Raw genomic sequence first — 19,988 nt, 5'->3', positions numbered from 1 at the left:
CTATGCGAGCCACCACGATTCACGCGCCGTACGACATCCAGCTGAGTGACGTTCCGGATCCCCGGATCGACGGCCCGACCGATGCTCTGGTGCGGGTCGTTGCCTCGTGCATCTGTGGGTCGGATCTGTGGCCGTACCGGGGCGAGAACAAGATCAAGCCGGGCAGCCGGATCGGGCACGAGTTCGTCGGCATCGTCGAGGAGATCGGCGCCGAGGTGCGGACGGTTAAGCCGGGGGACTTCGTGATCGCGCCGTTCGTGGTCAGCGACGGCACCTGCCCGCATTGCCGGGCCGGCTTCCAGACTGCCTGCGAGAACCTGGTCGGCTACGGCAGCAGCCGCGCGGACGGCGGCCAAGGCGAGTACGTGAAGCTCCCGTACGCCGACGGCACGCTCGTCGCGACGCCGGAGCTGCCGGACGAGTCGATGATTCCGTCGCTGCTGACGCTGTCCGACGTGATGGGGACCGGCTGGCACGCGGCCCGGTCCGCGCGGGTGAAGGCGGGCGACACGGTCGTCGTGGTCGGCGACGGCGCGGTCGGGCTGTCCGGCGTACTGGCGGCGGCGCGGATGGGTGCCGAGCGGGTGATCGCGCTGTCGCGGCACGAGTCGCGACAGAAGCTGGCCGTCGAGTTCGGTGCCACGGACATCGTTTCCGAACGCGGTGACGAGGCGCGGGACGCCGTACTGGCGCTCACCGGCGGCGTCGGCGCGGACGCGGTGCTGGAGTGTGTGGGGACCGGGCAGGCGATCGAGACCGCGTTCGACGTGGCGCGGCCGGGGTCGACGGTCGGGTTCGTCGGCGTACCGCACGGGGTCGAGGTGCCGATCTCGACGATGTTCCGGCGCAACGTCGGGCTGGCCGGCGGGATGGCGCCGGTCCGGGCCTATCTGCCGGAGCTGATGGCCGACGTACTGGCGGGGGAGATCGACCCCGGCAAGGTGTTCGATCTGGACCTGCCGCTGGCCGAGGTGGCCGAAGGTTACAAGGCCATGCACGAGCGGCGCGCCATCAAGGTTCTGCTCCGTCCGTAACGGAGGGTGGCTACTCAGCAACCCACAAAAACGCGCGTAACCGCTCGAATGTGCTCGCTCTCACAGCAGTTGTGCGGTGCGATGACGGTTGCGCAACGCGCTCGCGCACATCGTTGACACCGGGGTTCGGGATGCCCAGAGTGGGGCGGTGTCAAGGGGGCATCGTTGTCAACGGCGCCACAACGGCTTGATCGGAGAGTGGAAAATGCGTGGTGGTCTGAGCAAGACCTTCGCGGTGCTGGGTGCGGCGGGTCTTCTCGCGGTGAGCGCCTGCGGTAACAGCGACAACGGCGGTGGCAGTGGCGACACGGCCACCAAGGATGTCACCGTCTTCACCTGGTGGGCCGACGGCGGCGAAAAGGCCGGTCTGGACGGCCTGGTGTCGGTGTTCAAGACCGACTGCAAGGACTACAACTTCGTCAACTCGGCGGTCGCCGGTGGCGCGGGGTCGAACGCCAAGCAGGTGCTGGCCAACGACCTGCAGGCGGGCAAGCCGCCGTCCACCTTCCAGGCGCACGCGGGTGCGGAGCTGAAGGACTACATCAACGCCGGTCAGGTCGACGACGTGAGCGGGCTGTACAAGGACTTCGGTCTGGACAAGGCTTTCCCGCAGAACCTGATCGACCAGCTGACGGTCGACGGCAAGATCTACTCGATCCCGGCCAACGTGCACCGGGCGAACGTCGTGTGGTCGAACCCCGACGTACTGAAGAAGGCGAGCATCGACGGCACCAAGGCCCCGGCCACCGTCGACGCCTGGATCGCGGACATGACCAAGCTGAAGGCGGCCGGCGTCAAGGCGCCGCTGGCCATCTCCAAGGGCTTCGCCCAGGAGATGGTGCTCGAGGACGTCCTGCTGGCCGAGCTGGGCACGGACACCTTCAACGGGCTGTGGGACGGCAAGACCGACTGGGCCGGCGCGAACGTCACCGCCGCGCTGAACAAGTACAAGACGCTGCTCAGCTTCACCAACGTCGACCGCGAGAACCTCGACTGGCCGGACGCGCTGCAGGCGGTCAACAAGGGCCAGTCCGGCTACACGCTGATGGGTGACTGGGTCGCCGCGCAGCAGCTGGCCGACAAGGTGCCGGACTCGAAGTACAACTACTGGCCGGCGCCGGGCACCGCGGGCACCTTCCAGTTCCTGTCGGACTCCTTCACGCTGCCGACCAACGGGCAGAACCCCGAAGGCACCAAGTGCTGGCTGAAGACCGTCGGCTCGGCCGAGGGCCAGAAGGCGTTCAACACCAAGAAGGGCTCGATCCCGGCCCGGTCCGACGCCAACCCGGCGGACTACCCGAAGTACCAGCAGTCGGCGATGGCGGACTGGAAGAGCAACAAGATCGCCGTCTCCTGCGCCCACGGCTCCGGCTGCTCGGCCGGTCAGAACAACGACATCCTGTCCGCGCTGAGCCAGTTCAGCGGCGCCCAGGACGTCGCGAAGCTGCAGACCGCGCTCGGCACCGCGATGAAGACGAGCTGATGCTCGGCGAGTTGCGTACCGGCTTCGAGACGGAGAGCTGACCATGCACGGAAGAATCCGGACCTGGGGCCCTGGCGCCCTGGTGCTGCTGCCGACCGTGCTGCTGATCGGGTACTTCGTCTACGGGTTGATCGCGTGGTCGTTCAACACGTCGCTGACGGATCGGCACACGGCCCGCAAGGGTCCGGCCGACTACGTCGGTTTCGAGAACTACGCGCATTTGTTCGGTGAAGAGCGGTTCCTCAACTCGCTGAAGAACCTCGGCGTGCTCACGGTGGCGTTCATCGTGGGCACGCTGATCTTCGGCCTGCTCTGGGCACTGCTGCTGGAGAAGGGCGTACCGGGCGAGAGCATCTTCCGGTCGGTCTTCCTGTTCCCGATGGCGGTCTCGATGATCGCCTCGGGAGTGGTGTGGAGCTGGTTGCTGAACCCGTCGCAGGGTGACGACGCCCGCGGCCTGAACCGCCTGTTCCACATCCTGCACCTGAACTTCCTGGAGAACCCGTGGTGGACCGCGGGCAGCCGGTGGACGACGATGATGTCGATCGCGCTGCCGGCGGTCTGGCAGCTGTCGGGCTACATCATGGCGCTGTTCCTGGCCGGCTTCCGGGGCATCCCGGGCGAGCTGCGCGAGGCGGCCCGGGTGGACGGCGCGTCGGAGTTCAAGCTCTACCGGCACGTGCTGTTCCCGCAGTTGTCCCCGATCGCGCTCTCGGCGCTGATCATCCTCGGGCACATGTCGCTGAAACTGTTCGACCTGATCTACGCGATCACCGGGCCGAACCAGTTCCGGACCGAAGTGCCCGCGGTCTACATGTGGAACACCTTGCTGCGCAGTGACATGGCGAAGGCGGCCGCGATCGCGATCGTGCTGCTGGCCGTCGTCGCTGTGCTGGTGATCCCGTACGTCGCCTACACCGTCCGGCAGGAGGCCGAAGAGTGAGCGCCGCAGATGCGACCGGACAGGCCGCGGCGGCGATCCGTCGTACGCCGAAGAGCCGTGGGGTGATCGCGGACGGGTCTACCCGCAGGAGCCGGACCGTGCGGTACATCCTGCTGCTGCTGTTCCTGCTGTTCGTGCTCACACCGGTGTACGTCGTGATCGTCACCAGCTTCAAGACGTCCGCCGACACCAGCGCCGCCGATCAGTGGTCGTTGCCGAGCGACTGGACGCTGGAACCCTGGCGCAAGGCGTGGGACGTGCTGCAGCCGTACCTGATCCGCTCGCTCTCGCTGGCGGTGCCGGCGGCGATCATCTCGTCGCTGATCGGTTCCGCGAACGGGTTCGTGCTGGCTCGCTGGCGGTTCCCCGGCGCGAACCTGGTGTTCGCGTTCATCCTGTTCGGGATGTTCATCCCCTACCAGGCGGTGATGCTGCCGCTGCGGACGACGTTCACCGAGCTGGACGTCACCCGGGGCGTGCCGACGCTGATCCTGGCGCACTGCATCTACGGCCTCCCGATCTGCACGCTGATCTTCCGCAACTACTACGCGACGGTGATCCCGAACGAGATCATCGAGTCGGCGCGGGTGGACGGCGCCGGGCTGATCCAGACCTATCTGCGGATCATCCTGCCGGTCTCGATCTCCGGCTTCGTGGTGACGCTGATCTGGCAGTTCACCTCGGTCTGGAACGACTTCCTGTTCGCCCTGTTCCTCACCCAGCAGAACAACGGCCCGGTCACCCTCGGGCTCGCGGCGCTGTCGGGCGGCCAGAAGGTCGACTACGCCGCCAGCATGGCGGGGGCGCTGATCACGTCGTTCCCGACGCTGCTGGTCTACATCCTGCTCGGTCGCTGGTTCATCGGCGGCCTGATGGCAGGCGCCCTCAAGGGCTGACCGCTGTGTGACGACGGCCCGTACACCTGTACGGGCCGTTGTCACGTGTTCACGGCGTGTCCATACCGTTGTCCACAGGACGCGCGCACGGGACTGCGGGGGATCGGCGGAGGGCGGTAATCTCACGAAGGTGACCAAGTCACCTCGAGGGCGAGACGGACGGCGCAGCCACCTGCGGCTCGTCGATTCGGGCCCGGATTCCCCCCAGGCACCCACGGCAGGCGTCGACGTCGACACCACGCCGAGTGTCGCCGTGCTCGAAACCCTGCTGGAGACGCTGACCCTCGACCTGGCCGCCGCCCCGCGCAGCCTGCACCCGGTGATCGCCGAGGCCTCGGTGGCCCGGTCCGCCGCGATGCTCGCCGACCAGCTCTGGCCGGCCGGACGCCCGGACGAGATCGGAGAGGTCGAGCGGTTCTTCTGGGCCGACGCCGCCCGAGTGCTCGGCGAGCGGCGTGACCCCGAGTCTTTTCAGTTGCTGACGTCGCTGGCTCGTACGGTCGGTCCGGCCGGACGGCTCCCGCTGCAACGTGCTCACCTCTCCCGCCTGCGCACCGAGGACGAGGTGCCTGACTGGGTGACGCGGATCGCCGGATTTCGGCTGACCAGCGCGATCGTGTCCGAGGACATCACCGGCGACGGGCTGAGCGTCGTACTGGATTATGACGACGAGCAGCATCCGCACACCGTGGTCGTGTTCATCGACAACAACATCGGCGCGATCGCCAAGGACGTCTTCGTCGGCCCGCCGGTCGACCGTGTGCTGGACGCGTACCAGCGCGGGGGCCGGGTGACGATCCGCACCGTCCGCGCGGCGACCGCGGCCGGCATCATCCTGCAGGCGCTCGGCGAGACCAACGACTACGACGACCCACCGGTCACCGAGGACTTCGAGTTCTTCTCGGCCCTGCTGGTGAATCGCCTCACTCAGTTGCCCGAACGCCCTATCCGCCCGCCGATCCGCCCGCTGCTGTCCCCGCGCCAACGCGACCAGTTGGTCGACGAGTTCCTCGAGTCTCCGTTCGCGATCGACCTTCCGGCCGACGCGGCCGACATCGTCCGGTTGTGGATCGACCACGCCGTGGATCACACCGTCGGCGGTCCGCTGCGGGTGAGCGCCGTACTGGTCGAGCTGTTCCTCGCCCACTGGCTGCCCCGCAAGGTGCTTGCCGACAGCACCTACTTCGCCGCGGTCCCGACCGTCGTCAAAGCCTGGCTCAGCTACGCCGGCGACCGCACCCAGCTGGCCCTCGACGTGATCGACGAAGCCATCGACGCCGTCGACGTCTGGACCCCCGCCCTCGAAGCCGCCGCCGTCATCGACCCCGTCGGCGAACGCGTCTTCCTCGACGACACCACCAGCGACCTCGAAGATGCCTACCGAGCCCTCTCCGGCCTAGGCTCCCCACCCCAGCCAGACCTCCAAGGCCTGGACAAGTCCCAAGCCGCCACCCTCTCCGTCCTGGCCCCCCACGCCTGGCTCATGGCTGGCGAAACCCTAGGCACCGCCTACGCCCCCGACGCCTTCGACATCGCCGAACGCCTGGTCCGCGAAGCCCCCGACCTCCTCGCCAAGGCCCGCCTCTCCACCTGGCCCCGAGCCATCGTCTGGCTCCTGGCCCACCGCCACCGCCTAGTAGGCCCCGGCGAACCCCTAACCCCCTACGCCCTGGCCACCGACCTAGCCTCCTCCCCGGCCACCCTGCGGAAGACGGCCAAGTTGTTGACGGACACGCTGATCCTCCCCACCATCACCTGACGCCCTGAGGAGCGCGCGCCACCCTCCGCCCCTCAGCCATCACGCCTTGTGCACCCACCAACCACATTGGGCGCCCGCACATGACTGAACCGTGCCCAGGGCCGTACCACCGCTGCACCTTGTGCACCCACCAACCACATCCGGTCGGTCCCGGTGGTCGAAGCGTGCTCAAGGTGTCGGCGTGGCGCCTTGTGCGCCCACCAACCATCGTCGACGCCGCCGCGCGACCGAACCGTGCTCAAGGTCGTGTCGACGCTTCACTTTGTGCGCCCACCAACCACATTTGGTGCCGCCGCGTGGTTGAACCGTGCTCAAAGCTCCCGGCCTGGATCACCTTCGCGTGGCTGGTTGTTGGCGGCAACCAATCGACAGCTCACGACGTGCGGGGGTGCTCACCACGTGGGTGTGGGGCGGGCGCTTGGGCGTGCCGAGCGATACTGGGGGCATGCATGTGCGTGCGCCGGAGCTCAAGGGTCGTGGGTGGCTTAATACGGGTGGGCGGGAGTTGGCTTTGGCTGACTTCCGGGGGCGGTTCTTGCTGCTCGACTTCTGGACGTTTTGTTGTGTGAACTGTTTGCATGTGCTGGACGAGTTGCGGCCGTTGGAGGACAAGTACGGCGATGCGCTCGTGATCGTGGGCGTGCATTCGCCGAAGTTCGCGCATGAGGGGGAAGAAGCCGCGGTGAAGGCGGCGGTGGCGCGGTACGAGGTGGGGCATCCGGTGCTGGATGATCCGGAGCTGGTGACGTGGCAGAACTACACGGCGCGGGCTTGGCCGACGTTGGTGCTGGTGGACCCGAACGGGTACATCGTGGCGCAGTACTCCGGTGAGGGGCATGCGCATGCGTTGGATGCGTTGCTGGCGGAGTTGATCGCCGAGCACGAGGCGAAGGGGACGTTGACGCGCGGCAAGTCGCCGTACGTCGCGCCCGAGCCGGAGTCGTCGGAGTTGCGGTTCCCGGCGAAGGTGATTGCCTTGGACAACGGCAACTTGCTCGTCGCGGATGCGGGGAACCACAGCGTCGCGGAGCTCGCACCGGACGCAGAGACCCTGGTACGACGAATTGGCACCGGCAAGCGCGGTTTCGCCGACGGCGCCGAGCCCAGCTTCTCGGAGCCGAACGGGCTGACCCAACTACCTGGCGAGATCGCCCAACAGGTCGGGTACGACGTCGTGGTGGCCGACACCGTCAACCACGCACTCCGCGGGATCGACCTGGCCACCGGCGCGGTCACCACCCTCGTCGGCACCGGCAAGCAGTGGATGGACGGCGACAGCACCGACGTACTGAGTTCGCCGTGGGATGTCGCGTGGTGGCAGGACAAGGTGTGGATCGCGATGGCCGGCGTCCACCAGTTGTGGACGTTCGACCCGCTGACGAAGGTCACTGAGATCGCCGCCGGTACGACGAACGAAGGTCTCAAGGACGGCGACCCGCGCGAGGCATGGTTCGCGCAGACGAGTGGCCTGGCGGCTGACGGCGATCGGTTGTGGCTCGCGGACTCGGAGATCTCGGCGCTGCGCTGGATCGACACCGAGGTGCACACCGCCGTCGGGACCGGACTGTTCGACTTCGGGCTTCGGGACGGCAAGGCGAGTGAGGCGTTGCTGCAGCATCCGCTTGGCGTGACCGTGCTTCCGGACGGTTCGATCGCGATCGCCGACACCTACAACGGCGCCGTACGCCGCTATGATCCGCGCACCGAAATCGTTGAGACCATGGCGACCGACCTCGCCGAACCGAGCGGTGCTGTTGTCATAGGCAACGAATTGCTCGTCGTCGAGTCGGCGGCCCATCGCCTCACCCGGATCCCCTTGGGGGCATCGGCGAAGGCCGACGAGTTCAGCACGCGGACGCAACGGCCGCCGATGGAGATCGCGGCCGGCGAGGTGACACTCGAGGTCGTGTTCACGCCGCCGCCCGGGCAGAAGCTCGACAATCGCTATGGCCCGTCGACCCGGCTGCTGGTCTCTTCGACGCCGGACACGTTGCTCACCGACGGCGCGGGCGACTCGACGGATCTCACCCGAAAGCTGGTCATCGACGAGCGCGTCGGCGACGGCGTACTGCATGTCGCGGTGCAGGCCGCGTCGTGTGACGACTCGGACGCGGTCGAGTTCCCCGCCTGCCACATGCATCGGCAGGACTGGGGTGTGCCGGTCCGCGTCACTGCCGACGGACCGGCACGGTTACAACTGGTGCTGTCGGGCGGCTGAGCGGACTACTCGCGGATGTCGCGGTGCTCCTCGACGACGCGGTACTCCTCCTCGACCGCCGGGTCGATGGCGTCCGTCGGCACCCGGCGCCGCCGGTTGGTGATGTAGAACGAGAGCACGATCCCGGCCGCGCCTGCGAGCAGCAGGATGTAGCCGACGACCTGCAGATTGACCGCGTCCCAACTGTCTCGGACGGCGAACGCGAACACCGCGCCGACCACCATCAGGAAAATCCCCACACCGATGCTCATCCGAGCCTCCTAGTGAAGTACCGCCTCATCGAAGACGCTACTCCGTAGCCGCGACGTAATCCATCAGTTCCCCGTGACCGATCAGTACCCCACGGCAAACCGTCAGTGGCGCTTGAGGTCGATGTCGCCGCTGACGGTCGTGGCCGTGATGCTGTGGCTGCCGGCGCTGTCGTTGCCCAGGCCGTTCTCGACATCCCCGGAGCGGGTGTCGGTCTGGACCCGGTAGCCGCCCGGCGCGCTGATCTCCACGTCGCCGCTGGTGCCCTTGACCCGTACGTCGTTCGCCTCGGTCAGGTCCAGGTCGATGTCACCGGATGACGTCTCGACCTCGACCGAACCACCGCGGAGACCCCGGGCCTCGATGTCACCGGAGTTGGCCTTGATCGACAGCCGGCCGGCCAGATCGCGGATCGACACGTCGCCGGAGGTGAGGTCGAGCTTCACGTCACCTTCGACGTCGGTGAGCTGCACCTCGCCGGATCGCGAGTCGGCGTCGACCCCGGCGACGCCGGTCAGCGCGAGGTCGCCGCTGCCGTTCTCGCCGACCACCTTGGTACCGCGCGGGACCGTCACCTCGTAGTCAGCGCTGCAGTTCCAGCCGCAGTCGCCGTCGAGCTTCAGCGTGCTGCCGTCGACGGAGTACGCGTCACCGTGGCTGAAGAACCAGTAGTGGCGCTTCTCCTTCACGGTCGTCGTGTCGTCGTCGGAGACCTTGATGGTGATGTCGGCGTTGTCGGCCGCAAGCCTGACCGTGTCGATCTTGGCGTCGATCCGATGGTCGTCGTCGCCGTCCTTGTCCCCGAACTGCCACAACCCGATGCCGGCTGCAATCACCAGCACCGCGACCCCCAGCTGCCTGCTCTCCATCGTCCGCCTCCCAGCGTGTCAGCCTCGACCGTACGGCGGCAGTGGCGGACGGAGGATCCGGCAGAACCCCCGGATCACCCCTGGCGGACCCCCGGATCAGCTGCGGTACTCACCCCGAGCAACCGCGCCGACGAGATCCTCGCCGAGCGCACCGAAGAAGGTCCGCGCCCACAGGTCGGTCCCGTGCCAGTACGGCCCGTCGTCCCCAGGAAGCGATGCCGGCGCCGTACCGCGTTTGAGCGCCCGCCGGCACTCCGCGCAGAGCGGCAGCGTGACCGTCGTACCGTCCGACTCGACCTGCGTCGGCGCACCAGAGGCGCGTCCGTGCAGCGGATTGAACGCACACAACTCCGGTACGTCGGCCACGGGCCGATCGGCCGCCACCGCAACCGCAGCGTCGTACTCGCGCCGGGCCTTGTCCAGCAGCACCATGGCGCCCACGACATCGACCAGATCCTCGGACGAGTCCAGCACCTTGCCGGCCGCGTGGTGCGCGTCGAGTGCGGCCTGCTGATGCCGCAGACCGAGCCCATGGGCATCCGGCAGAGCAGCCAATTCAGAGCCCAGAGTGGTCAGCTCCTGTGAGGTCTCGCGCGTCAATCGCCGGCGCCGCTCCGCAGCCACGGTCGCGGCCACATGCGGCGGAATGCTGAACGTCTTCTCGCCCCGCGTCCGACCAGCACCAGCACCAGCAGAAGCCCGACCACCACCGCGCCGAACCAGACCGATCACCAGCCCCAGTACGACGAGTGCCACGATCCCCGCCACGACGATCGTGGCGACCGTCCCTGACGACGAGTCGTCTCCATCGCTGTACCGGCCGCTCGAAGGCTTGGGCTTCTCAGGCGCCTTCAACGACGGATCCGCCAGCACCTCGTACATCCGGGCCAGTACCTGCGTCGGCCCCGCGTCGTACTCGGTGTCGTCGAGCGCCCGCTTCCGGGCCGCGCGCACCTTCTCGTCGTCGACCTGCGGCAGCTCGTGCACCTCGGCCCACGGGAAGCGCGAGCCGCCGTTCACGACGACGTACAGCCCGGGCCTGCGTAGTGCGTCGGTCACCAGCGTGATCACGTTCTGCTCCTTGCCCTGGAACACATCGCCCGGGGTCAGCGGCAGCACGATCGAGTACACCGGAAATCCAAGCGCCGTAGCTTTCGCCGCCACGCCCGCGCGCAGGTTCTGCGGTACGGCCGAGGCATACACGGGATCGATGTACAGCGGATCCTTCTGGAGCGCGGTCGCGATCTCCCGCGCCCGCTCGGCAGGTGTCTGCGCCCACGCCGGTACGACGGCCATCACCAGCAGCATCGTCACCGCGCCCAGCATCGACAGCACTCTCAGGGCCTTCATGACTTCCCTCCACGTCCGCTGCTGACGATCGCTGCCACCGCCAAGACCACTCCGGCGAGTAGTCCGCCGCCGATCAGCCCCACCAGTCCGCCGGCCACCCCGACCCCGATCGCCTTGCCCACACCGACCCGTTCCGGCGCCGCTGCCGGCCGCGGCGCCGCCGGCTGGTACGGCGTGGTCCGCGCGGGCTCGGCCGGGTAGTCATCACCGACCCGCACCTTGGCCAGGTAGTTGCTCAGCTGATCGCTCAGCGGCTGATTCGAGTCCCGTGCCCAGGTGTTCCCGACCGCGGAGGCCGCGAGCTGGTGCTCCACGGCGTCCATCGTCGAACCGTCCATCACGATGTAGAGGCCGGGCTTGTTGTTCGCGGTGGCGAGCCAGCCGGCCAGCAAGTCGGCGTCACCCTTCTCCTGGAACCAGTCACCGGTCGGCACGACCGCGACGAACGTCGGCACCTTCGCCGCCCGGATCGCCGCCAGCATCGGCTCCTCGTCCGCGATCGCCGCGAAGTCGGGGTCGACGTACAAGGGCTCGGTCGCCCAGGCCCGCACCGCCGCGGTGATCCGCGGGTCGGCCGGAACCGCGGCGGACGCCGCCAGGGGGACCGCCAGCACAGCGATGGTCGCCGCAAGCAACATCATGAGCCGTCTCATCGACGGTCCTCCGCTCGCGCGATGATCCGCTCGGGAAGGTCGTCGGACAAAGCGCCGAAGCCGGTCGCGACCAGCGGGCTCTTCTCGGGGTCCAGCGTCCAGTACGGCACCGACTTCACGAACAGGCCGCGCGGTGTCTCGTCCTTGGCGATTCGCGCCTCGCACAGTCTGCACGCCGGTACCTCGACGCCGTCCCAGTCGACCTGCTGGGTCCCGGACTTGTGGATCGGGTTGAAGAAGCAGGGCGGCTGAACCGGGGCGCCAGTCGCGCCCCGCTCGGCCTGCCGTGCCAGCACCAGCGCACCGGCCACGGCGAGCAGATCGTCCGGATCGCCCGCGCGAAGTTTGCGTGCGGCAGCGAGACGACGATTGGCGTCGTCGCGCCGGTCAAGTTGCTCCAGGGTCGGCTGTGGCTTGCTCTCGATGCGTTTGACGGCCTGACTGGCCCGCTTGATCATCGAGTCGGCCTGTCGCCGGATCTCCGTGGTGTAGACGTTCGGTCGCTGTCCGGCCGCCTGCGTCGCGAGCGGGCGGCGGAGGCGCTTGCGGTGGAGAGCGAGCAGGAGTGTCAGCAGGAAGCCGAGCAGCCCGCCGGTCCCGAGCCCGACGAACGTGACCCGATCCTCCTCGAGGGTGGCCGACTTCCCGTGGCCCGGCCGCGCCGGCTCCAGGTCCTCGGCCGCGACCGGCGGCAGCGGGCGACCGTCGTACGCCGTCTGGGCCTGCTGGATGGTCCGGATGACGTCGGGCGCCGGGCGGTCGGTGTCGAGGTCGAAGCGTTGCTTGTCGTCGCCTCTGACGCTGGTCAGTGTCCGGCCGCGGAGCCCGCCGGGCCGGTACAGCTCCTCGACTCCACGCCAGTAGCTGCTCACGACCTCGACGATGTACAGCCCGGGTTGTCCGGTGCGCGCCTGGAGCAGCGTCGGCATGTCGTAGAGCGTTTCCCGCAGGTACGGCGTCTCCGGCACCAGCGCGATGTACACCGGGAAGTCGGCCGCCTTCGCCGCAGCGCGGATCCGGGTCAGTTCGACCTCCGGCATCGCGGGGCGGAGCCGCTCGTCGACGTACACACGGTCCTTCGACCAGGCAGCGACGATCTGGTCAGGTACTTCCGGGGTCGCCGCGCGGGCCGGGACAGCAGGCAGGAACGCCAGTACGGCGAGCAGGGCGGCGGCGGTGGTGCGGCGGACGGACATCGCCGACAGCGTACGACGACCGGTTCTGGACACGTTCACACGGACGCGGTCGCGCCCCTACCGGTTCCCGAAAGTGACGCGACCCTGGCCCGGACAGGGGAGGCCAGGCCAGGGGCGCGGTGTTTCCACGGGCAGAAACGCTGCTACACGGAACCGCTTCACGGGAAGGGCAGATCGCGGGGCATCTAGGGGCAGCGAGCGCTGCCCCTTGACGCGGCAGGAATCAGAACGCGGACTCGGGGAGATCCATGATGTCGAGATCGGTCAGCTCGGCCTTGATCCGCTCGGCCCGGACCGTCGGCATCGTCGAGCGGACGAACCACTGCGCCGCCGCGACCTTGCCGCTGTAGAAGTCCTGGTCGGCCGGCGTCAGCTCGCCGCCCAGCCGCTCGAGAGCGACCTCGGCCTGGCGCAGCATCAGCCACGAGCAGACCACGTCACCCAGGACGAACAGCAGCCGCGAGGTGTTCAGCGCGACCTTGTAGACGTTCCGCGGGTCGCCGTTTTCGGCCTGCGGGTTGCTCGCCATCAGCGCCTGGCCCATGATGCCGAGCAGCTTCTGGGTGTCCTCGAGGCCCTTCGCCAGCAGCCCGCGCTCCTCCTTCAGGCGACCGTTGCCGGCCTCGGAGGCGACGAAGGCCTGGATCTGCTCGGCCAGGTGGCCCAGCGCCTTGCCCTGGTCCTTGATGATCTTGCGGAAGAACAGGTCCTGACCCTGGATCGCCGTGGTGCCCTCGTAGAGGGTGTCGATCTTGGCGTCGCGGACGTACTGCTCGATCGGGTAGTCCTGCAGGAAGCCGGAGCCGCCGAAGGTCTGCAGCGACTCGGTGCCGAGCAGCGTCCACGACTTCTCCGAGCCGTAGCCCTTGACCAGCGGCAGCAGCAGGTCGTTCACGCTCTCCGCGATCGGGTCCTCGGCGCCGGAGTACCGGGCCTGCTCGGCCCGGTCCTGGTACGTCGCCGTGAACAGCACCAGCGCCCGGAGCGCCTCCGAATAGGCCTTCTGGGTCAGCAAGGAGCGCCGTACGTCGGGGTGATGGGTGATCGTGACCCGGGGTGCGTCCTTGGCCGGGTTGGTCAGATCGGCGCCCTGGACCCGGGTCTTGGCGTACTCGAGCGCGTTGAGGTAACCCGAGGACAGCGTCGCGATGGCCTTCGTGCCGACCATCATCCGCGCGTACTCGATCACCTGGAACATCTGCGCGATGCCGTCGTGCACCTCGCCGAGCAGCCAGCCCTTGGCCGGTACGCCGTCGCCGAAGGTGAGCTCGCAGGTCGTGGAGACCTTGATGCCCATCTTCTTCTCGACGTTCGTGACGAAGGCGCCGTTGCGCTCACCGGTCAGCTCGCCGGTCTCCAGGTCGAAGTGGTGCTTCGGGACGACGAACAGGCTGAGCCCCTTCGTCCCCGGACCGCCGACGCCCTCGATGCCCTGCGGGCGGGCCAGCACCAGGTGGACGATGTTCTCGGACATGTCGTGCTCGCCCGACGTGATGAACCGCTTGACGCCCTCGATGTGCCAGCTGCCGTCGTCCTGCAGGGTGGCCTTCGCGCGCCCGGCGCCGACGTCGGAGCCGGCGTCCGGCTCGGTCAGCACCATGGTGGCGCCCCAGCCGCGCTGGATCATGTGCTGGGCGATCTTCTTGTCCCGGTCGATGCCGTTACGCCACAGCACGTGGGCGAAGTTCGGCCCGGCGGCGTAGATGTGCACGGCCGGGTTGGCGCCGAGGATCATCTCGGCCGCGGCCCAGCGCAGCGACGGCGGGGTCGGCTGACCGCCCAGCTCGGCCGGCAGCTCCAGCTTGAACCACTCCGCGTCCATGTACGCCTGGTAGCTCTTCTTGAACGACTCCGGCATCCGCACCTCGTGCGTCTCCGGGTCGAAGACCGGCGGGTTGCGGTCGGCGTCCTCGAACGACTCGGCGATCTCGTTCTTCGCCAGCCGGTCGATCTCGCTCAGCACCTCACGCGCCGTGTCGACGTCCATGTCGGCGTACGGTCCCTGCCCGAGCACCTCGCCCCGGCAGAGAACCTCGAGCAGATTGAACTCGATGTCCCGCAGATTCGACTTGTAGTGGCTCACAGGTTCCCCTTTGACATTTACTCGTCGGTAACTTGAGTATATACCGGGCAGTAACGAAGGGAAAGCGGCTTGAGTGTTCACGTGACCACAAAGCTGATCTACGAGACGCACTCGACCACCCTCGACAATGAGAACGGGATCTCCACGGGGTGGCTGCCCGGGGAGTTGTCAGAGCGCGGGCGCCAGGAGTCGGTGGAGCTGGGGGAGCGGCGGCGCGGAGTCGATGTGGTGTTCAGCTCGGACCTGCGGCGCGCCGTACAGACTGTCGAGCTGTCGGGGCTGACCGTCCCGCATCTGCAGGACTGGCGGTTGCGTGAGTGCAACTACGGCGAGCTGAACGGGGCTCCGGTCAGCGAGCGCGGCCGGAAATCCAGGTACGTCGATACGCCGTACCCCGGCGGGCAGAGCTACGCGGACGTCGTGGAGTTGACGCGGTCGTTTCTCGACGACGTCAAGCGCTGGTACGACGGGCGCGTGGTGCTGGTGGTCGCCCATTCGGCGAATCGGTGGGCGTTGGACCATCTGGTGGGAGGCGGCGCGCCGATGGCCGAGCTCGTCGACGCGCCGTTCAACTGGCAACCCGGCTGGGACTACGGCGTATAGACGGTCTTCTTGCCGTAGAGCTTCTGAGTGAAGGCGGACATGTACGTCGCGGTGTTCGCCTCGGTGAGGTTGTAGGTGAGGAAGACGCCGTAGCCGTCGGCCACCGTGCGTCGGGCGAAGTCGGCCGCTGTGGACTGGCTGGTGGCGGTGTAGCTGACGGCGGCCGGCGAGTACTTCGACTTGGCAAACGCTGGGTTGGCCGAGTAGCTGCCGTAGTACGGCTGCCAGGCGTAGTCGAAGACGTTGGCGAGGTTCACGCCGCCGTATTCCAGCTTGGTCGACGCGGGGCCGATGTCGTAGAGCGAGATGATCTTGTTCGGGAGCTTCTGACGCAGAGCCTGCACCAGGTAGACGAACGAGTAGTCGTTCGGCTGGCCAGTGCCGTTGTTGCCGTACTCGACGTACTCGTCGTCGAAGTCGATGCCGTCGAGGCCGTAGCGGGTGACGGCGTCGGCGAGTTGCTGGGCGAAGTCCGCGGCAGCGGCCTGGTTCGGGAAGTTCGCGAAGCCGGCGCCCTGGTGGTTGCCGAGGATCGAGAGCAGGACCTTGATGCCCTTCTGCTGCAGCGGCCGCACCTGGGTGGCGACGTTGTTCAGCACGTTCGTCACCTGCGGGTTGAAGAACAGGTACGCCTTCTGGGTGGCCGTGTCGTAGTTGATGTTCGCGGCGAAGATCACCGCGATGTCGATCACCGGCCGGCCGTCGTTCGCCAGGGTGTACTTGCCGGCGCTGAGCATGCTGTGGTCGTTGACCTCGATGTACGCGACCGTGGTCGGCTTCTTCACCGCGGCCTGGCACGCCTGGGCGGACGCGGCGGTGCCGGTCGCGGCCACGGCGGTGCCGGCGGCGACAGCGGTCAGAAGGGTCCTTCGGCGGATGAGCTCACTCATTCGGGCGACTCCTCGTCACAAGGGTGGGCGGTCCGCTACACCGACGAACTAAACCGGTATAGCGGACTGATCATCGATCGGGCCCAAACCCAGTGTCAAGGGATCACCGCGGAGTGATCGCGACGATCTCAGTCCGCTCCGGGCGCTCGACCTGGACCTCGACGTCCGCGCCGTACGGAATCAGGAGCGCGTTGTCCGAGGTCGCGCTCCACTCACCGTCGCCGTACCGGTAGGAGAGCGTCGCGCCCTCGGCGGCGACCGCCCAGCCCTGGTTGCCCGGCAGCTTGATCTGCACCGGCAGGGCAGTGTTGCGCGCCGGTTCGCCGCCCGCGATCAGCCGGGCTTTGCCGGTCTTCGGCTTCAGTACGGCGTACACGTGGGTCGGGTCGGTGTCGAGCTGGTGCTCACCGAGGTACACCGCACTGCCGTCGGCGGTGACGCCGTACCCGATCCAGAGCGAAGCGGCGGCCATGTAAGACGCCGGATCGGAGACGCTGCCGACCGTGGTGCCGAACGTCTCCCGGGCGCCTTCCGCGAGCCGGTCGGCACCCGGCGACATCGGCCAGAGTCCATCGCCTTGGACATTCGGCCAGAGGCGGAACTCCGGCATCATGCCGTTCTGCAAGTTCACGGCCGCGTTGGCGATCAACTGGTCGGCCGGACCCGTCGCCGGCAGCGTGTCCAACGCGAGCCGCTTCGGGTCGGCGCCCTGCGGCAGCTTGACGATCCCGACACCGTCCTTGAACCGCACGGACGTGTACTTGCGCCCGCTGCTGCCGTCGTCGTTGTACTGCCGGGCCGGCGACCAACCGAGCTTTTTGCCGGTGTCGAGTACGACCAGCGTGTCCTTGACGACGAAGCCGGTGGTCAGACCGACGCCCGGTGCCGGGTAGCTGTCCGCGACGACAGCGGGCTTGCCGTCCGCGCCGTCGGCGACGAAGCCGACCAGCGTGTGCACGCCCTGCCGGTCGAGCTGGATGTTGTCGTGATGGCGGAGATCGGCGTACTGGCCGATGATCGCGACCCGCCCGGCCGGGGTCTTGCCGGCCCAGAAGACCTGCGGCTGGCCCTGCAGGCGATCGAAGATGCCGCGCTCGCGGTTGATCGAGTCCCGGTGCGACTTCTGCCAGGCCAGGAGCGCCTGGTCGAGGTAGTCCTGGTCGCCGGCCAGATCGCCGCGCGGGTGCCCCTTCATCAGGAAGCCGTACGGATCGTTCTGCACCGGTACGCCGGCCACCGGCGGCTCGGTGATCGACTGGTAGAGCCCCGGTCCGGTGAGGAGGGCGCCGCCGACCGCGATCACGGCCAGCGTGCTGGCCGCCAACGTGGTCAGCCGCCGCCGACGCAGGCGACGGGCGCCTCCGGCGCGGACGCGGTCGAGGACGTCGGGCCTTGCCTCGATCTCGTCGACGCTGGCCGTCAGCCGGTTCTTGAGTTCGGTCTCGGTCATCGCAGTCCTTCCAGGAGTGCGGGCTCAGTGATCAGGCGGAGGCGGTCGAGACCGCGGGAGGTCTGGCTCTTCACGGTGCCGATCGAGCAGCTCAGCGCTTCCGCCGTCTGCGCCTCGGTCAGGTCCTCGTAGAACCGCAGGACGATCACCGCACGCTGACGCGGCGGGAGCTCCTGCAGTGCGCTGAGCAGTCCGTCCCGAACGGCGTACTCGTCCGATCCGTCCGGAGCTCCGGCGTCATGGTGGTCGGTGAGCGCCACCTCGGGTTTGCGGCTCTTGCTGCGCCACCTGTTCGCGGACAGGTTGGCCAGCGTCTTGCGGGCGTACGGTTCCGGGGATCCGTGGATCCGTCGCCACTTCACGTAGACCCGCTCGAACATCTCCTGCACCAGGTCCTCGGCCGCGGCCCGGTCCCCGGTGAGCAGTACGGCGGTCCGCAGCAGCCTGGTCGCGCTGCCGCGGACGAATTCGTCGAAGTCGTCGCCCCGAGTCACCCGTCGCCTCCCCATCATCTGGTCTGTACCGACAATGACACCGGCGAGGTGCGCAAGGTTGAGACAGAATGTGTGCGGAGCGCCGGAGGAGGGACTGCCCATGCGAGTGATCGGCTTGATGTCCGGGACGTCGTACGACGCCGTCGACGCGGCGGCGGCCGACCTCCGCCTGGACGGGGACCGGCTGGTGCTGACCCCGCTCGGCATGTTGAGCCAGCCGTACCCGGACGATCTGCGCCGGGAGCTGGCCGGGTTGTTGCCACCGGCAAGCACTTCGGTGGAGCAGGTGTGCCGGCTGGACACTGGGATCGGGCAGGCGTTCGCCCGGGTGGCGCAGCAGGCGGTCGAGCAGCTCAGCGGCGGGTCTGCCGATCTGATCGTGTCGCACGGACAGACGGTGTTCCACTGGGTGGACGATGGGCGCGTGCGCGGCACGCTTCAGCTCGGACAGCCGGCCTGGATCGCCGAGGCGACCGGTGCGACGGTCGTTTCGGACCTGCGGGCGCGGGACGTCGCGGCCGGTGGTCAGGGCGCGCCGCTGGTGAGCATCGTCGACGTCCTGTGGCTGCGCGGGCGTTCCGGCGTACCGATCGCGTTGAATCTCGGTGGGATCGCGAACATCACCGTGGTCGGCGAGGAGCCCGTCGCCTTCGACACCGGCCCGGCGAACGCGTTGATCGATGCGGTGGTTTCGGAGCTGACGGTTGGGCGGCTGACCTTCGATGCCGACGGCGTGATGGCTGGACGCGGGCAGGTGCACGCTGAACTGCTCGAGCGGCTGCTGGCAGAGCCGTACTACGCCGCTGCGGCACCCAAGAGCACTGGCAAGGAGTTGTTCAACCTCGCTTACCTGGCTCGGATGATGGAGGGTCTGCCGGAGATTCCAGCTGATGACCTGGTCGCGACGGTGACCGCGCTGACCGCCCGCACGGTCGCGGACGCCGTACGGCGGCATGGTGGGACCGAGGTGATCGCGTCCGGCGGCGGGATCCGCAACCCGGCGCTGATGCGGCAGTTGGCGGCTGAGCTCGGAGACGTGCCGGTTCGGAACACCGACGAGCTGGGTCTGCCTTCGGCGGCGAAGGAGGCGTACGCGTTCGCCGTACTGGGTTTTCTGACTCTGCACGGGTTGGGCGGGACGGTTCCGAGCTGCACCGGTGCCCAGCACTCGAGCGTGCTCGGGTCGATCACTCCGGGGTTCGCTGGTGTGCCGCAAGTCTCGGCCGAGGTGCGCCCTCCGGCGAGCCTTCTGATCGAGTGAGCGCCACACTAGTGCTGTGACGAGGTTGTTCGTGGTGACAGGTGCGCCCGGGGCCGGGAAGTCGACGGTCGTGCCGGAGCTGGTGCGGTTGAATCCGGGGAATCTCGTCGTGATGGACATGGACGAGCTGCTCGACGACCAGGGACGGTTGCTCGGGATCAGCATCGCGAGTCCGACCGCGGCGCCGATCTGGCCGGCGTACAACGCGCTGTGGTTGCGGATCACCGAGCTGATCAGGCGATCCGGGATCTCCGTCCTGCTGCTCACGCCGGGGCTGCCCAGTGAGCTGCCGGAGGGGCGGTGGCTGCATCTGGACTGTCCGGACGCTGTTCGCCGCAAGCGGCTGGCCGCGCGGGGCTGGCTTCAGGACCAGATCGACGAGGCCATCGCGGATGCGGCCGAACTCCGCAAGTACGTGCCGCGCTCGGTCCGGGGTGATGTCTCGCCCGAGCGCGTTGCCCGCAGCATCCTGGACTGGATCCGCGGCGAGCGCTTCGGCAAGACCCTCAGCCTGTGGACACGCTTCCGCGCTTGAGCTCTTGTTCTATGACAACATG

At 68.1% G+C, this 19,988-nt stretch carries 18 protein-coding genes; 9 read left to right on the top strand and 9 right to left on the bottom strand.

The annotated features are described in order from the left end of the window. Positions 1-2: 2 nt before the first annotated feature. The 6 genes from ABZS29_RS08930 (at position 3) to ABZS29_RS08905 (ending at position 8,333) form a co-directional block, all read left to right on the top strand. The gene (locus ABZS29_RS08930) at positions 3-1,034 is read left to right on the top strand and encodes a zinc-dependent alcohol dehydrogenase family protein (protein ID WP_355459952.1); all 1,032 of its coding nucleotides are present in this window, start codon (positions 3-5) and stop codon (positions 1,032-1,034) included. Between the two features lie 205 nt (positions 1,035-1,239). Then, positions 1,240-2,517 carry an ABC transporter substrate-binding protein gene (locus ABZS29_RS08925; protein WP_355459950.1) on the top strand — a complete coding sequence of 426 codons (1,278 nt, stop codon included), beginning with the start codon at positions 1,240-1,242 and terminating at the stop codon, positions 2,515-2,517. 43 nt (positions 2,518-2,560) lie between these two features. Next, on the top strand, positions 2,561-3,460 hold the full coding sequence (locus ABZS29_RS08920) for a sugar ABC transporter permease (protein ID WP_355459949.1): 900 nt from the start codon (positions 2,561-2,563) through the stop codon (positions 3,458-3,460). Further along, complete coding sequence (locus ABZS29_RS08915; protein ID WP_355459948.1) at positions 3,457-4,356, top strand: carbohydrate ABC transporter permease; 900 nt, start codon at positions 3,457-3,459, stop codon at positions 4,354-4,356. Before ABZS29_RS08920 ends, ABZS29_RS08915 begins: the two co-directional genes overlap by 4 nt. Before the next feature lie 130 nt (positions 4,357-4,486). Beyond that, complete coding sequence (locus ABZS29_RS08910) at positions 4,487-6,115, top strand: hypothetical protein (RefSeq protein ID WP_355459946.1); 1,629 nt, start codon at positions 4,487-4,489, stop codon at positions 6,113-6,115. Between the two features lie 445 nt (positions 6,116-6,560). Next, a complete protein-coding gene (locus tag ABZS29_RS08905) occupies positions 6,561-8,333 on the top strand; it encodes an NHL domain-containing thioredoxin family protein (protein WP_355459945.1) in 1,773 nt (590 codons plus the stop codon). Between the two features lie 5 nt (positions 8,334-8,338). Here ABZS29_RS08905 and ABZS29_RS08900 read toward each other — a convergent pair whose 3' ends face one another. The 6 genes from ABZS29_RS08900 to ABZS29_RS08875 form a co-directional block, all read right to left on the bottom strand. Then, entirely contained in the window at positions 8,339-8,584 is a 246-nt protein-coding gene (locus tag ABZS29_RS08900; protein ID WP_355459943.1) for a DUF6458 family protein, read from the bottom strand. 102 nt (positions 8,585-8,686) lie between these two features. Next, positions 8,687-9,451, bottom strand: coding sequence for a DUF4097 family beta strand repeat-containing protein (locus ABZS29_RS08895; protein WP_355459941.1), 765 nt, complete (start codon positions 9,449-9,451; stop codon positions 8,687-8,689). Between the two features lie 96 nt (positions 9,452-9,547). Further along, positions 9,548-10,801, bottom strand: coding sequence for a hypothetical protein (locus ABZS29_RS08890; protein ID WP_355459939.1), 1,254 nt, complete (start codon positions 10,799-10,801; stop codon positions 9,548-9,550). Next, on the bottom strand, positions 10,798-11,454 hold the full coding sequence (locus ABZS29_RS08885) for a hypothetical protein (RefSeq protein ID WP_355459937.1): 657 nt from the start codon (positions 11,452-11,454) through the stop codon (positions 10,798-10,800). The genes ABZS29_RS08890 and ABZS29_RS08885 overlap by 4 nt, the downstream gene beginning before the upstream one ends. Next, complete coding sequence (locus ABZS29_RS08880; protein ID WP_355459936.1) at positions 11,451-12,650, bottom strand: hypothetical protein; 1,200 nt, start codon at positions 12,648-12,650, stop codon at positions 11,451-11,453. The genes ABZS29_RS08885 and ABZS29_RS08880 overlap by 4 nt, the downstream gene beginning before the upstream one ends. Positions 12,651-12,873: 223 nt before the next feature. Next, the gene (locus ABZS29_RS08875; protein ID WP_355459934.1) at positions 12,874-14,733 is read right to left on the bottom strand and encodes an acyl-CoA dehydrogenase; all 1,860 of its coding nucleotides are present in this window, start codon (positions 14,731-14,733) and stop codon (positions 12,874-12,876) included. A gap of 81 nt (positions 14,734-14,814) precedes the next feature. Here ABZS29_RS08875 and ABZS29_RS08870 point away from each other — a divergent pair, with 81 nt between their 5' ends. Then, positions 14,815-15,336: a histidine phosphatase family protein gene (locus ABZS29_RS08870; protein ID WP_355459932.1), complete on the top strand. Its 522-nt coding sequence runs from the start codon at positions 14,815-14,817 to the stop codon at positions 15,334-15,336. On the opposite strand, the gene ABZS29_RS08865 is transcribed toward ABZS29_RS08870, so the two are convergent. The 3 genes from ABZS29_RS08865 to ABZS29_RS08855 form a co-directional block, all read right to left on the bottom strand. Beyond that, complete coding sequence (locus ABZS29_RS08865) at positions 15,324-16,226, bottom strand: endo-beta-N-acetylglucosaminidase H (RefSeq protein WP_355459931.1); 903 nt, start codon at positions 16,224-16,226, stop codon at positions 15,324-15,326. The two genes, ABZS29_RS08870 and ABZS29_RS08865, sit on opposite strands and share 13 nt — an antisense overlap. A gap of 103 nt (positions 16,227-16,329) precedes the next feature. Then, entirely contained in the window at positions 16,330-17,676 is a 1,347-nt protein-coding gene (locus tag ABZS29_RS08860; protein WP_355459929.1) for a hypothetical protein, read from the bottom strand. After that, positions 17,673-18,170, bottom strand: a complete 498-nt coding sequence (locus ABZS29_RS08855; RefSeq protein WP_355459927.1) for a SigE family RNA polymerase sigma factor — start codon at positions 18,168-18,170, stop codon at positions 17,673-17,675. Before ABZS29_RS08855 ends, ABZS29_RS08860 begins: the two co-directional genes overlap by 4 nt. A gap of 100 nt (positions 18,171-18,270) precedes the next feature. Here ABZS29_RS08855 and ABZS29_RS08850 point away from each other — a divergent pair, with 100 nt between their 5' ends. Next, positions 18,271-19,431, top strand: coding sequence for an anhydro-N-acetylmuramic acid kinase (locus ABZS29_RS08850; RefSeq protein ID WP_355459926.1), 1,161 nt, complete (start codon positions 18,271-18,273; stop codon positions 19,429-19,431). A 16-nt stretch (positions 19,432-19,447) separates the two neighbouring features. Then, complete coding sequence (locus tag ABZS29_RS08845; RefSeq protein WP_355459924.1) at positions 19,448-19,966, top strand: AAA family ATPase; 519 nt, start codon at positions 19,448-19,450, stop codon at positions 19,964-19,966. Positions 19,967-19,988: the final 22 nt, after the last annotated feature.

The organism is Kribbella sp. NPDC005582 (assembly GCF_040605415.1).
GTDB lineage: Bacteria > Actinomycetota > Actinomycetes > Propionibacteriales > Kribbellaceae > Kribbella.
This window is presented reverse-complemented; position numbering and strand designations above follow the sequence as displayed.